The sequence below is a fragment of the Bacillus sp. EAC genome, from assembly GCF_002156875.1.
GTDB lineage: Bacteria > Bacillota > Bacilli > Bacillales > Bacillaceae_G > Gottfriedia.
In genome coordinates this window covers 317,270-331,328 of the sequence record NZ_NCSY01000006.1, presented here as the reverse complement: position 1 = coordinate 331,328, position 14,059 = coordinate 317,270, and the positions used below count along the sequence as shown (strand labels likewise).

General features: G+C 33.3%; 18 protein-coding genes. 14 read left to right on the top strand and 4 right to left on the bottom strand.

What is annotated here, in order from left to right; genetic code table 11:
* The first annotated feature begins 7 nt into the window (after nucleotides 1-7).
* The 9 genes from B7R65_RS12720 (at nucleotide 8) to B7R65_RS12680 (ending at nucleotide 7,149) form a co-directional block, all read left to right on the top strand.
* Nucleotides 8-526: a GrpB family protein gene (locus B7R65_RS12720; protein WP_179194860.1), complete on the top strand. Its 519-nt coding sequence runs from the start codon at nucleotides 8-10 to the stop codon at nucleotides 524-526.
* Nucleotides 523-1,041, top strand: coding sequence for a DUF84 family protein (locus B7R65_RS12715; RefSeq protein WP_088043152.1), 519 nt, complete (start codon nucleotides 523-525; stop codon nucleotides 1,039-1,041). Before B7R65_RS12720 ends, B7R65_RS12715 begins: the two co-directional genes overlap by 4 nt.
* A 71-nt stretch (nucleotides 1,042-1,112) precedes the next feature.
* A complete protein-coding gene (locus B7R65_RS12710; protein WP_088043151.1) occupies nucleotides 1,113-1,430 on the top strand; it encodes a thioredoxin family protein in 318 nt (105 codons plus the stop codon).
* Between the two features lie 17 nt (nucleotides 1,431-1,447).
* Nucleotides 1,448-2,245, top strand: a complete 798-nt coding sequence (locus B7R65_RS12705) for a DUF1444 family protein (RefSeq protein WP_373419575.1) — start codon at nucleotides 1,448-1,450, stop codon at nucleotides 2,243-2,245.
* A 14-nt stretch (nucleotides 2,246-2,259) separates the two neighbouring features.
* On the top strand, nucleotides 2,260-2,865 hold the full coding sequence (gene ytpR / locus B7R65_RS12700) for a YtpR family tRNA-binding protein (protein ID WP_088043150.1): 606 nt from the start codon (nucleotides 2,260-2,262) through the stop codon (nucleotides 2,863-2,865).
* 206 nt (nucleotides 2,866-3,071) lie between these two features.
* A complete protein-coding gene (locus B7R65_RS12695; protein WP_088043149.1) occupies nucleotides 3,072-4,061 on the top strand; it encodes an aldo/keto reductase in 990 nt (329 codons plus the stop codon).
* Nucleotides 4,062-4,374: 313 nt separating this feature from the next.
* A complete protein-coding gene (locus tag B7R65_RS12690) occupies nucleotides 4,375-5,460 on the top strand; it encodes a helix-turn-helix domain-containing protein (protein WP_256941302.1) in 1,086 nt (361 codons plus the stop codon).
* Between the two features lie 247 nt (nucleotides 5,461-5,707).
* Complete coding sequence (locus B7R65_RS12685) at nucleotides 5,708-6,604, top strand: carbohydrate kinase family protein (protein WP_088043148.1); 897 nt, start codon at nucleotides 5,708-5,710, stop codon at nucleotides 6,602-6,604.
* Nucleotides 6,605-6,780: 176 nt separating this feature from the next.
* Nucleotides 6,781-7,149, top strand: coding sequence for a DUF2750 domain-containing protein (locus tag B7R65_RS12680; RefSeq protein WP_088043147.1), 369 nt, complete (start codon nucleotides 6,781-6,783; stop codon nucleotides 7,147-7,149).
* 65 nt (nucleotides 7,150-7,214) lie between these two features.
* On the opposite strand, the gene lepB is transcribed toward B7R65_RS12680, so the two are convergent.
* Both lepB and B7R65_RS12670 read right to left on the bottom strand, forming a co-directional pair.
* Nucleotides 7,215-7,847, bottom strand: a complete 633-nt coding sequence (gene lepB / locus B7R65_RS12675; protein WP_088043146.1) for a signal peptidase I — start codon at nucleotides 7,845-7,847, stop codon at nucleotides 7,215-7,217.
* A 175-nt stretch (nucleotides 7,848-8,022) separates the two neighbouring features.
* A complete protein-coding gene (locus tag B7R65_RS12670) occupies nucleotides 8,023-9,081 on the bottom strand; it encodes a PQQ-dependent sugar dehydrogenase (RefSeq protein ID WP_088043145.1) in 1,059 nt (352 codons plus the stop codon).
* A 221-nt stretch (nucleotides 9,082-9,302) separates the two neighbouring features.
* Here B7R65_RS12670 and B7R65_RS12665 point away from each other — a divergent pair, with 221 nt between their 5' ends.
* A complete protein-coding gene (locus tag B7R65_RS12665) occupies nucleotides 9,303-9,500 on the top strand; it encodes a hypothetical protein (RefSeq protein WP_088043144.1) in 198 nt (65 codons plus the stop codon).
* 149 nt (nucleotides 9,501-9,649) lie between these two features.
* Entirely contained in the window at nucleotides 9,650-10,000 is a 351-nt protein-coding gene (locus B7R65_RS12660) for a VOC family protein (protein WP_088043143.1), read from the top strand.
* A 71-nt stretch (nucleotides 10,001-10,071) separates the two neighbouring features.
* On the opposite strand, the gene B7R65_RS12655 is transcribed toward B7R65_RS12660, so the two are convergent.
* Entirely contained in the window at nucleotides 10,072-10,272 is a 201-nt protein-coding gene (locus tag B7R65_RS12655; RefSeq protein WP_088043142.1) for a cold-shock protein, read from the bottom strand.
* 609 nt (nucleotides 10,273-10,881) lie between these two features.
* Here B7R65_RS12655 and B7R65_RS12650 point away from each other — a divergent pair.
* Nucleotides 10,882-11,841 (top strand): VanW family protein, encoded by a 960-nt coding sequence (locus B7R65_RS12650; protein WP_088043141.1) that lies wholly within the window; start codon nucleotides 10,882-10,884, stop codon nucleotides 11,839-11,841.
* 97 nt (nucleotides 11,842-11,938) lie between these two features.
* Nucleotides 11,939-12,223, top strand: a complete 285-nt coding sequence (locus B7R65_RS12645) for a hypothetical protein (RefSeq protein WP_088043140.1) — start codon at nucleotides 11,939-11,941, stop codon at nucleotides 12,221-12,223.
* Between the two features lie 55 nt (nucleotides 12,224-12,278).
* On the opposite strand, the gene rluF is transcribed toward B7R65_RS12645, so the two are convergent.
* Nucleotides 12,279-12,995 carry a 23S rRNA pseudouridine(2604) synthase RluF gene (rluF, locus tag B7R65_RS12640; RefSeq protein WP_179194859.1) on the bottom strand — a complete coding sequence of 239 codons (717 nt, stop codon included), beginning with the start codon at nucleotides 12,993-12,995 and terminating at the stop codon, nucleotides 12,279-12,281.
* Nucleotides 12,996-13,290: 295 nt separating this feature from the next.
* Here rluF and B7R65_RS12635 point away from each other — a divergent pair, with 295 nt between their 5' ends.
* A complete protein-coding gene (locus tag B7R65_RS12635) occupies nucleotides 13,291-13,836 on the top strand; it encodes a GNAT family N-acetyltransferase (RefSeq protein WP_088043139.1) in 546 nt (181 codons plus the stop codon).
* The last annotated feature ends 223 nt before the right edge of the window (nucleotides 13,837-14,059 follow it).

Sequence of the window (14,059 nt, the reverse complement as noted above, 5' to 3'; positions counted from 1 at the left end):
TGAAGAATTGAGGAAAACAATTATCGAACCATGGAATAGTGAATGGATAAATAGATATGAAAATGAAAAAGAATTACTGAATAGTATAATTAAAGACGAAATTGTTGCAATTCATCATATCGGAAGTACATCATTAATTGAGGTTGGTTTTGCTAAGCCGATCATTGATGTATTAATTGAAGTAAGTGATATTCACCAAATTGACTCTTATAATGAATTATTTGAAAAGGCTGGGTATATTGTAAGGGGTGAAAACGGTATACCTTTAAGAAGATATTTTATAAGAGGGGAAAATCCACGAATCGCTCATATTCACGTGCATGAGGTCGGTGATTCGCGAATTAAAACGCATTTGAATTTTAAAGAATATATACAGACTTATCCTAGAATTGGTACAGAGTATGGACAATTGAAAATTAGACTAGCAAAAGCATTTCCGGACGATACTCACAAATACCAAGAAGCAAAAAAGCCATATTTAGAGTACATACTTAAGCAAATAAATGAATGGGAGAAGAAACAATGAACATTATAATCGGATCATTAAATCCAACAAAAGTAGGCGCAGTAAAAAATGTATTTCGTAACTTCATAGTTAATGGAATGAATGTTCCTTCAAATGTTTCGAATCAGCCTTTGACTGATCATGAAACGATGGAAGGCGCGATTAACCGCGCAAATAATGCAAGAGTTGAAGGGAATTCAGAGATTGGAATTGGCTTAGAAGGTGGAGTCATCATTGAAAATGACAGGCTTTTTCTTTGTAATTGGGGCGCGCTAGTTTATGAGCAAGGAACAATTTTAGCAAGTGGGGCAAAAATCTTACTTCCTAATGAATTCATATCTGAATTGCAGAATGGGACCGAGTTAGCGGAATTAATGGAAAGATATACAAATGAAAAAGATATTCGAAGTAAAGAAGGAGCTGTAGGGATATTTACGAATGGTCGAATAACTAGAACTCAAATTTTTGAGCACATATGTGAACTATTATTAGGACAATATGAATTTGAAACAATTAAGAAAGATACTGACCTTTAAGTCGACCTTTTTGCATATCCGAAAAAATACGTTAAAATAAAATAAAACTAGTCAAGAGAGGAAGAGATGTAATGGAGAAGATTACTTCAGTTGAACAATTTGAACAAGTAAAACAAGGAGAAAATATTGTCTTTCAATTTTCAGCAGACTGGTGTCCAGATTGCAGATTTTTAGATATGTTTTTCCAAGAAATAATTGATGAAAATAAAGATTTTACTTTCTATTATGTTGACCGTGATCAATTTATTGAAATCTGCCAACAACTAGATATTTTCGGAATACCTAGCTTCGTAGGGTTTAATAAAGGTGAAGAAACTGGGCGTTATGTAAATAAAGACCGTAAAACGAAGGAACAGGTAGAAGAGTTCCTTGCTGGTTTAAGAGGTTAATAAGGAAGGTAGTTTAATTGGCTAAAAAAACAACATTAGATATAAAAAAAATGGTAGAAAATCGCCTAGGTGACGAACAATGGCGATATATATATGATCGTGAGAAGGAAGAACTTCGAATCGAAGGGAAAGAAAGTCAAAAAGGAATGAGTGTTTCATTGAATAGTGCAGTTGCTAAATATGAAGCAGACGGAGAAGCGGCATTTGAAGAATTAATTTATTATGTAAAAGAAGCACTTTCAGCTATGCATTCCGAAACCGTTTTTTTAGAAGAGCAGATTAGACCTGTTATTCGGGCTACATCATTTCCAACAGAAAAGGAAGAAGGGAATCCTTTCGTTACGAGTGAACATACGGCTGAAACTCGAATTTACTACGCTATTGACTCAGAAAAGACATACCAGTTAATTGATGAGAAATTACTAATTAAATCTGGTTATACTGTTGAACAAATACATTCAATCGCTCTTTTTAATTTGCGAAAACTGCCTATTCAAGTAAAAGAAGATATAGTTGCGGACAATACATTTTATTTTGTACGTACAAATGATGGATATGATGCAAGTCGAGTTTTAAGCAGTTCATTTCTAAAAGAGATTCAATCAAAAGTAGAAGGTGAATTATTAATCGGAATCCCACATGGAGATGTACTAATCCTAGCTGACATTCGAAATAACATAGGTTATGATATAATGGCGCAAATGAATATGAGCTTCTTTGCAAGTGGAAAAGTTCCAATTACATCATTATCATTTGCATACGAAAATGAAAAGCTTATGCCTATTTTTATTTTAGGAAAACAGAAGAAACGGTAGAGAGGAAGAAATCAGTGAATATTTTTTACAACCGTGAAGGTATCGGTGATACATTACTAATTACATTAAAACAAGTTCCATCAGAAGATCGTAGAGTTGAAAGAAAAGGTAATGTTGCACGAGTGTTTAGTGTAGTAACAAATGAAACTGTCGCTTTTAATATTTTTGAAGCTTCTACATATGTAGATGTTCAAGAACAAGGTGTCGTTACGATTACAGAACATATCGTTAACACAGTAAATGAGTTATTAGCTAAAGAAGGCTTTTCTGATTCATTAGTATTAGACCTTTCACCTAAATTCGTTATTGGATACGTTCTTGAAAAAGAAAAACATCCAAATGCAGATAAATTAAATGTATGTAAAGTTGATGTTGGTAGCGAGACATTACAAATTGTATGTGGTGCTCCAAATGTTGAACAAGGTCAAAAAGTAGTCGTTGCAAAAGTAGGAGCAGTGATGCCATCAGGATTAGTCATTAAAGACGCTAACTTACGAGGAGTAGATTCATTCGGTATGATTTGCTCAGCGCGTGAACTAGACTTACCAGATGCACCTCAAGAAAAAGGAATTTTAGTTTTAGATACAGATGCTGAAATTGGAAAAGCATTTTTTAACTAAATTATATTCAGTGTTGAAAGCTAGAGCCAATATAGATTGGTTTCTAGCTTTTTTTACTGTTATCTATGTTTTGGTATAGGACCAATTTTAAAATTTATTAAAACAGGAATTTATGATGTGTTGAGGAATAGAGATTAGTAGTTGATTTATATTTGTTGGTACTAGCGTATTTTTTAGTGTTATTTTCGTATAGGAGGAATATTTCTTTGAAAAAGCGAGCAATTGGTCAAAACGGTCCGTTGGTTTCTGAGATTGGTCTTGGATGTATGGGGATGTCATGGCTATACGGAAATGCTGATCGAAACGAGAGTATTGCGACAATTCAAACTGCACTTGAGAAAGGTATTACACTTTTTGATACAGGTGACTTCTATGGTGACGGACACAATGAGGTACTAATACGTGATGCTTTAAAAGGAATACGTAGAGATAAAGCATTTATTTCAGTGAAATTTGATGGACAGCCACACCCCGTGAGCAAGAAAGATGGAGAAGTAATGAACCGTCCTCAAACAATAAAGAATTTCCTTACAGATACTTTGCAACGCATTGGTGTTGAATATATTGATCTTTATCAACCAGCTCGTGTAGATCGAAACATACCGATTGAAGAAATTATTGGCGAAATGGCTGAATTGGTCAAAGCAGGATATGTACGTCATATTGGGCTATCTGAAGTAGGAGTGGATACAATTCGTCGAGCGCATGCTGTACACCCAATAAGCTGGTTACAAATGGAATACTCATTATTTAATCGCGGGATTGAATTAAATATTTTGCCTACTCTTCGAAAACTAGGAATTTCGTTATCGGCATACGGTGTTCTCTCAAGAGGTCTGTTGAGTGGGAAATGGTCAAAAGATCGAGTATTATGTTCGGATGACAAACGGAATAAGGCACCAAGGTTCTCAAGCGATAATCTTGAAAAGAATTTATCTCTTGTAGAGGGATTACATGAAATCGCCAAAGAAATGCATGTATCCGTTTCACAGCTTGCTATAGCATGGGTTCTTTCAAGGGGAGAAGATATTATCCCACTGGTAGGAGCAAGGAAACGGACACAAATTATGGATTCTCTTGGTGCATCTAATCTTAACTTAAGTATAGAGGAACTCTCACGAATTGAAAAAGCAGTACCTCCAGAGCAAGTTGCTGGTGAATATTATGCAGTTCCTCGAGAGAAATGGTTCTTCTAAGAAAAATTGTTAATTTAAGCTCAATATGCTTAGCAGAGAAGTTAGGGTTTGAAGAACCTTTTCATTATACAGTTTATTATAAAGACTGATGATTGATTTAATTGATTATAAAAGTACTAACAAACTAGTAAGAAGAACATAAAACGAATTAGCTAAAGGCACCAACGAATTTGGGAAATGAAACTACTTTTATAGAACTCAAGCAATACTTGAATTCAAATTTAATCAATTCAAGCAATACTTGATACTCAATCTACTATTTACTGGTTACAATTAAATTAACTTATGACAAGAGGTGATTGTATTGTTTGATATGAAAAAGGTAGGTAGGCAAATTGCACAGTTTAGAAAAGATAACAAGATTACTCAGATGAAGTTGGCTGACCAGTTAGGTGTTAGCTTTCAAGCGATAAGTAACTGGGAGCGTGGAGAAACAATGCCTGACATTTCTAAACTACCTGAACTTGCGGAGATATTTAATGTAAGCATCGATGAGATTCTAGACAATGGAAAGGGAATAAAATTAATCAATAATATAATTGAAAACAACCAACAGGAGAGTCCAATCCAGCTCGAAGTTCAAACGGAAGAATTTATAAATGTGGCTCCATTGCTTGATATTGATCTGGCGGACTTAGTTTATAAAAATATTCAAGATGACCTATCCGCAATTGAAACATCATTACTTGCACCTTACATCAGTAAAGAAATTATAGATGAAAGTGCTAAGAAAGAGTTTGAATCAAATGGAATCAAAGCATTAACATCCATGGCCCCATACATCAGTAAGGAAATTATAGATGAAAGTGCTAAGAAAGAATTTGAATCAAGTGGAATCAAGGCATTAACATCCATGGCCCCATATATCAGTAAAGAAATAATAGATGAAAGCGCAAAGAAAGAGTTTGAAATGAATGGTATTAAGGGTCTAACGTCCATGGCTCCATTTATTAGTAAAGAAATGATAGATGAATGTGCAAAGAAAGAATCTGAGTTGAACGGAATTAAGGCTTTAACATCTATGGCTCCATTTATTAGTAAAGAAGTAATAGATGAATGTGCAAAGAAAGAATTTGAAATGAACGGTATCAAGGGTTTAACATCTATGGCTCCGTTTATTAGTAAAGAAGCTATAGATGAATATGCAAAGAAAGAGTTTGAGTTAAATGGAATTAAGAGTTTAGTGTCTATGGCTCCATTTATTAGTAAAGATGTTTTAAGTAATTGTTCGAGAAAAAGTTATGAATTACATGGGATCTCATCATTGACCGCAATTTGCCCATTTATTGATAAAGACCTTATAAATGAAATTTCTCTTGATGCTATATCCAAAAAAGGTATTAGTGAAATCTCTTCATTAATTCCTTTTATCGACACTAAATTTTTAATTAACAGATAGAGAATTGAATTAGAATAGATTTACTAATAGGAGCTGATTAAATCAGCTTCTATTTTTCTATCCTTTGCCAAGTTGAGCTATAACCATCGGGAATTATAAATAATGTGAGTTAAGATTAGAAATGACAATAAGGAACCATTATCGTAAATACAATTTAAAGAAAAGTAGCTTAGAGTAAATAAATCTGCTAATATTGGTGTGAAACCGTTTGCTCAATAATTTATAGAATCAAAGAGGAGAGTAAATTATGAAAAAGGTCCTTGTTTTAGGTGGTACAACTTTTGATAGTATAATAACTTTAGAAAAATTACCTGAACCTACCCCACAAACAATTCATTACGCACCCTTTCATGAAACATTAGGATCTACAGGTGCAGGAAAAGCTATCAATTTAAGAAAATTGAACGTACCTTCTGTTCTCCATTCTATTATCGGGGATGATCTGTACGGGAAGAACATCATTCAATCACTGCAACAGGAAGATGTAACATTTATTTATGATATAGATGAAAAAGGCACGGAGAGACACGTCAATCTGATGGATACTGACGGAAAGCGTATTTCCATTTTCGTTACACAATCATCCGACAAGCCAGATTTGGATTTACCGCGCTTAGAGAAACTCATTCAGGAATGTGATATTGTTGCACTTAATATCATTGCTTATACGAAGCAGCTAATTGCTCTTTGTAAAAAGTACAATAAGCCTATTTGGACTGACCTTCATGATTATAACGATCATAATCCATATCATGAGGATTTTATTGAAATTGCCGATTATATATTTTTGAGTTCAGACAATTTAAGTGATTATAAGTCTGTGATGAAGAGATTCATAGATTTAGGGAAACAACTGGTTGTGTGTACTCACGGTAAAAGAGGCGCAACGGCCCTTACTAAGGACGGACGTTGGATAAAGATGGATATCATTGATGATTATAAATTTCGAGATGCGAATGGGGCAGGGGACAGCTTTTTCTCCGGTTTCATTTATGGTTTCTTGCAGCAAAAAAGCACGGAGGACTGCTTAAGATTCGGAACAATCTGTGCTGGACTTTGTATCACTTCAGCTGAACTTGCATATGACGATTTATCAGAGGAGCTTTTGCAACAGGAATATATGAAATATTATGGAAAACAGTAATTTCAACAAACAAACAGAATACTACCAATAAGTTATTGCTGATTTAGTAGTGATACATAGATTAGAGTGATCAAAAACGAAAGGGCTGCTTCGGCAGTCTTTTTTATTTCTCTTATAAGCAGTATAGTAAGTAAATAGAAGATACTAAAAAATTATATAAACGAGGTAGTGTAATAATGAATAAAAAAGAAAACGAAGCAATAATTAATCAAGAACCTCATATTAGATATGAGTATTTCGTAAAAAAAGTTTGTGAATGTGAAGAAGTTTGGATCTTATTTAAAGATAGCAGCGCAGCGATAGTTGATGCAGATGGAAATACACGCTTCCCATTTTTTCCAGAAAAGGAATCTGCTGAAACTTTTGCGGTAGGTAGTGAATTTAGAGCAGAATCGATAGACATGGATAACTTTATTAACGGTTGGCTTAAACAAATGAAAATTGATGGTATTAAGCCTTCAATATTTCCAAATGGCAAGAATATGACAATTGTTGAAGTAGATGTACTATTAAGAGACTTAAAAAAAGAACTAGAAAGTAATTGAATTAAAGTTTAACTTGATAACTAGACAGCAGGAATATGCATTAAAATAATTAAAACTCGCTTTTTTTAGCGAGTTTTAGTCATTCCCAATACTTTTCCTTCGATATTGTCATGAGATAGTGGTCCAAAATCAAAACTATCCGATACTCTCCAACCGTTATCAGCTAAAATAAAAACCTCATTGTCCTTTATGATTACAGGGTTCAGACTTCTTTTAAAATATTCTTTCCAATTATTTTCTCCAATTATTGTATTCCCAGTTGCTTTCATCCATTTTCTATAAGTTATAAAATCTGATATGCCTCTATTCATGGTTTTTGCATAAAAAGAATCTAATTTATGATCATTTATAAACAATTGTCCATTTTTGATTTCTACTTTTTCGCCTGGTAATCCAACCACACGGGCAACATTTTTGTGAATACTTTTAGGAGATGTATAATAAACAACTTCACCACGCTGAAATTTATTTTTATTGTAGTAGGAGGTGTCAATTACCAATGTACCTTCATAATCATGATGTCCGCGATCCATACCATCATACAAATACTCAATTTCTGTTAAACCGGCTGACTTAACTATTGGAATAGTATCTAGTGTTGTCGTATCCTTAATGATTTCAACTGTATTAGACTTTTCCTTATGTTGGCAACCAACAAGAGTTAAGCACATTCCGATGATAAAAAGATAACGTTTCATACTATTCCCCCTGTAATTACACTATGCTATGTTATGCTAAAAATGCCCTTTTTGAATAACGAAGTGGGCTAATAGAAATAACAAAATAACCGGAAAATACTTGTTGAACTAGTAGAGTATGCGAAAAACAGCATCACTTGATTCAGATGCTGCTTCCCTATATGTATGTGAATATTCAATTGCTAATACGCAATAACTTATCGTTTTCTCCATTAGACGTGATAACATATATAGCTGAATCTTTTAAAAACACATCTCGTATTCTACCCACTCCATCCAAGACAGTTTCTAATTTTCCATTAGAAATTGAATATTTTATAAGTTTTTCACCCATCAAACAAGAAACCAGTATTTCATTTCTGTCATTGATCTTAATACCTGACGGAGCCCATGTTTCATCGCCTGTTTGATAAAGTGGAGTTACCATTCCTTCTTTTTTCTCATCTCCAATTATTATAGGCCAGCCGTAGTTTTTGCCAGGCTCGATTTTATTGATTTCATCATGACCACCCATAGGACTCGGACCATGTTCTGAAGCGTACATTGAACCATCATTGGTCCATGCTATCCCTTGAGAGTTACGATGTCCATAACTATAAATTAGAGAATTAGGAAAAGGGTTATCGTTTGGCGTAGTACCGTTCAAATTTAAGCGAAGAATTTTTCCAGCTAAACTCTTTAAATTTTGAGCAAGCTCATCATGACCGGTGTCTCCAGTTGTGATATATAAATGATTATCTGGTCCAATTGCCAATCTGCCACCATTATGAATTTGTCCTCCAGGGATCCCCTCAAGAATCGATTTTACTTCTCGCCATCCATTACTCGTTTTTTCTATTAAAATGATGCGGTTCTTTAAACTATCATTCACCTTGTATGTATGATAAGTATACGCTTGATTAGTTTGTGTGAAATTAGGTGTTAAAACAAAACCAAGCAATCCACCTTCTCCAGTAGAAACTATTGGTTTATTTGTTTTTAGCTTTTGCCTTTTCATTTTCCCGTTAGTGACTTCTAATATGTTGCCATCTCTCTCAGTCATATAAAATGTGTTGTCCATCAAATCAATTGACCAGGGGTATTTAAGATTATCAACTATCACATAATTTTGGTTTCGCACTGTGCTTGCAGTACTTACATTTTTATTTTCAGTATTTTTCAAGCTCCAGTTTAGATTACACGCTGATAACAATACAATTAGGACTGATACCAATGTAACTTTGACAATCTTCATAATTCTCCACCCTTTACTAATCCTTCTATCTAACTATTCTTACTTATCTTCTTGTCTAATCAATTCTGACTATTTTTATACATCTCGCATACATACTTTTATTTTATTTAGAGAAATACGAAAGACGAGTTAGTTTTATTGGAAAAGGATAATCAGCTATTTTAAAGAATATTAGGAAGTAGTAGAGTCTATTACTCAAGTACATCTCTTTGGAGGTTTAGATGAGAAAACTGATCGTTTTATTTTGTGGGATATTCTTAGTGAGTTTATCATTTTGGACTTTGTATTACGGCTATTCTCCGAAAGTAGGTGTGATTGGAAATGGACCAAATGATAAGTTAATTTGGTTTCAATTTGGCACTCAGTTTTTATCTGGAATATGTGCTTTATTTTTAGCTTTTAATTTAAGAAAGAAATAATAGAAGGGTTTTTACTGAAATTCATTTTAATTTAAGGGGATATTGGGCTATTTCTCCTTTTTATTATGAAATTAGCAGTTAGTGAGAGGGAATTAATAGATCAAAGAATTAATCTGTAATCTTAAAAAAATTATCATTGGAGGTATGAAATGAATCCTATTCTAAATCAAATTGGAACAATTTTTATTCCTGTAAGTAATGTTGAAGAATCACGTAATTGGTATTGTGACTTATTAGGATTACCAGGAGATGGTGAAATACTATATGGTCATTTGTATATTGTACCTATGAATGGAACAGGAATAGTCTTAGATAGTAAGATTTTTGCGGAGGAAAATGTTTTTAAAACACCAGTTTTTCATTTGAACACAAACGATATAGAGAAATCATATGAGTATATGAAAAGTAAGAATGTTGAATTAGTAACAGAAATCCAGCATAATCATTGGTTTAATTTTAAGGATCCTGATGGGAATCTTTTAATGGTGTGTAAGTGCTAAATTTGTGTTATTTTCACAAACTAATAAATAAGGACAGACTCTATATAAGAGCCTGTCCTTGTTTAAGTCAATTATGCTTTTTGAACGTTAGTCGCTTGAGGACCACGTTGACCTTTTTCAACTTCAAAAGTTACAGCTTGACCTTCGTCTAAAGATTTGAATCCTTCGCTTTGAATAGCTGAGAAATGTACGAATACATCTTCCCCATTGTCGCGCTCGATGAATCCAAAACCTTTTTCTGCATTAAACCATTTTACTTTACCATGTTCCATAATTGTTGCCTCCTTGTGTGGGTTACACACATAATAATAATACTATCTTAACAATAAAATGAAATATAAGCAAATTACCTTTTAAATTTTAATTTCTTACTTTCATTTTAAGGGGAAGAATTTCCACCTTTTCTTATTAATTTTGGGTTTAATTAACACAAAATATTCATTTTGGAGTTAGTATTTCTCAAATTATTATTTTTTATTAGTAAATAAAATAAATTTTTTTAGCAAAATTAAGACAATTTTTAAAAGGGTTTCTTTTATTATTAACGAATAGAAAATAAGATTTGTATCATATTTTTTGAAAGTAGGGGTTACTCTGTCTAATTTTGCACTGCTTGGCCTGCTATTTCTAGGTTCAGTAGTATTTTTAATAGGTGTTATTTTCTTTATTCTGTTCATGATAAAAAAATCAAAAAAGAATAGAAGTTTTTAGAATGAATAAAAATGGTTGATGGGCATTACTTCAAATGAGGTAGTGCTCAATTATTTTATAAAGGAAAGGATGAAAAATCAGATTCATAAGCTTATCGTATGCGATAAATGGAAGAATCACATTAAAATATACTCTCTTGTTCATACTAATGTTGGGAGGTATGCCGACTTATGATACAAGTATGGATAGCTGGTCTTTTGTTATTAGCACAACCTGTTGATCTACCTGACAGCTTAACTGTCACTCAACAAGGACAGACAATTGCCATTGTTAATCGGGTAAATTTTACAGTACCCCTTCCTGGAACTCCAATGATCGACGATAAAAAATATGGTCAATTTATCGATAAACTTGACCGACGAATATACCAAGATCCCATAAATGCTACGATTAACGATGAAGGGAAAATTGTACCTGGACAGGTCGGTTACAGACTTTATCGAAAGGAGTTTAGGGAAAAATTCTATACTTATTTTTTTAGAAATGGTCCATCTGAGATTGAAGTGCCAGAATTGGACATTTATCCGAAAGTTGACAGTGAATTACTAGCTCATATTAAGGTACAGCAAATTGGCCAGTACGTAACTTATTTTAATTCCAACAATAAAAGTCGATTACACAATATCTCTCTCGCTGCAAAAGCTATTAATAATCACGTAGTTTTCCCAAATGAGGTTTTCTCATTTAATCAAGTGGTAGGAAATAGAAGTATAGAAAAAGGGTATAGGAATGCCCCTATTATTGTTAGAGGCGAATTGTCTGAGGGAGTTGGTGGAGGAATTTGTCAGGTATCATCAACATTGTTCAATGCTGTAGATCGTGCAGGGCTACTTATTGTCGAACGATATTCCCATAGTAGACGTGTAACTTATGTTCCTCCCGGGCGTGACGCTACAGTAAGCTGGTATGGCCCTGACTTTCGCTTTCAAAATAAATATAATCAACCAATCTTGATCCGTGCTAAACAATATGGAGGAAGTATGATCGTTACGCTCTTCTCTTCTGATGTGATCAATTATGAAATAAGAAAAGTCCCTAAAGCACCTTCCCGGATACCTAAAGAAATCCATGCCGTGCCAGAAATACATATTTCAAAACCTTCTAAAGAATGCAAAGTATTAGCCCCTTAATCCAAGATAGATATTCCAGTGACGCGGGAGTCTTTTTATATTATTGAATATTATTTTTATCTTAGGGTGCATAATAAGGGAAAAAGGTGTTGTCCGGATGGATTTTCCTACTATACATACTAATTTTTGGGACGCTATCGTCGCCGTTCCAGTTGTTATGGTTCTCACTCAATTATTAAAAATATTTTTTCACATAAAAAGAAAATATGTGCCTTTAATTGCTTTAATATTAGGATTATGTTTTTCTATTTTTATTAGTCATCGACAAAGTTTAATCTCCGCTATATTTATGGGGTGGTTTTATGGATACGCTGCAATTGGATCTTATGCCTCATTAAAAACAGGAATAAAATCATTTAGAAAAGAATATAAAGAAGAATAAAATTTGGGGTAAAATGTGAAAAAGCAACGCGTCGATTGCGTTGCCTTTTCATATTTTACCATTCATTTGGTTCATAGTTTAATTCTCTAAATAGTTGTGTACGTTCTTTCTTAGTTAAATCTCTCCATTGTCCAACAGGTAAGTTGTTCAAATGAATATTCATGATTCGTATACGTTGAAGTCTGTAAACTTCATATCCTAATGCTTCACACATGCGACGAATTTGACGATTTAATCCTTGAGTTAAAATGATTTGAAAGTCATATTTCGAAAGTTGCTTTACTTCACAGGGTAACGTTTTTGTTCCTAGTATCTTGACTCCCTCAGTCATCTCTTTTAAGAATGCAGGTGTAATTGGCTTGTCTACCGAAACAATATATTCTTTTTCATGCTTGTTCTCAACACGTAAAATTTCGTTTACAATATCTCCATCGTTTGTAAGAAGGATTAAGCCATCAGAATCTTTATCAAGTCGACCGATATTGAAAATTCGTAAAGGATGATTAACTAAATCAATAATATTTCCTTTTACACCCTTTTCCGTTGTACTAGTTATACCAATTGGCTTATTTAAGGCAATATAAACATTATTTCGAGCTAAACGTATATGTTCTCCATTTACGATAACCTCATCGCCAGGTTCTACTTGATCTCCGATTTTAGCTAATTTCCCGTTTAGTTTGACTCTGCCTTCACTGATTAATTTATCTGCAGCACGCCTAGAAGCTTTTCCAGACTCGCTAATATATTTATTCAAACGAATGTTAAACAACCCCTTAAATTCTAAATTATATTTTCAGAATAACATAAAACGTTTTTAATTAAAATTTGATGATCGAATAAGGTTGGCGTAAAGAAGACAATCGATAAATATAAGAAGTTGAATGGAGCTAAGGTAGGTGCTTGACACCTGTGGAGTTGCGGAAATGTCGAGGCTTGGCGCACCCCTTTAGAAAATTTTTAATGACTCCACATCCAATCCTTTCAGTATTCGGTGAGGAGAAAATTATTTCCTTTTACGAACTTAAAAATATGATTAAAATTTAACAGAATGATAGGAGGATAATATGAAAATTAATAAACGAGAATTTTATAGTAATGGAATTAGCTATATCATTAGATCGGCAATTGAAAAGGACGCAAAAGAATTGTCTGAAATCAGATTACAAATTGATGGAGAGACTGAAAATTTGGATAGAGAACAGGGTGAGGGATTTATTGATATTCCTGGATTTGAAGAAATCATCAAAACTGACACTGAAGGTAAAAGTAGTCTATTTTTAGTTGCAGTAATTCATGATAAGATAGTCGGTTTTTCAAGATGCGAAGGAAAGCAATTGAAGAGATTTTCTCATAAAGTAGAATTCGGAGTATGTGTTTTAAAAGATTTTTGGGGATATGGTGTAGGGAAAAATCTTTTAAAAGAATCGATCTCTTGGGCTGATTCTAGCGAAATTAAAAAAATAACGTTAAATGTTTTAGAAACAAATGATAAAGCAATTGAACTTTATAAAAAGTTAGGATTTGAAATAGAAGGTGTATTAAAAAAGGACAAAGTACTTTCTGACGGCAATTATTATAATACGATTGTGATGGGAAGATTCAGCGACTGATATTATGAAATGAGGGAATATTCAAATAGATTCCATTAACTTAGGAGAGTATAGATGATCGATAGACCATTAGAGTCAATAGTTCATGCAATAGAAACACTAGAAATATTTTCAAAGAGGGAGTTCATCATTGCTGAAAATAGTGGTCGTTATATTTAAAAATGATGTGTCTAACGAAAAAAATTGACCCCTTTCTGAGATTGGATAATTTTAAAAAATCCTC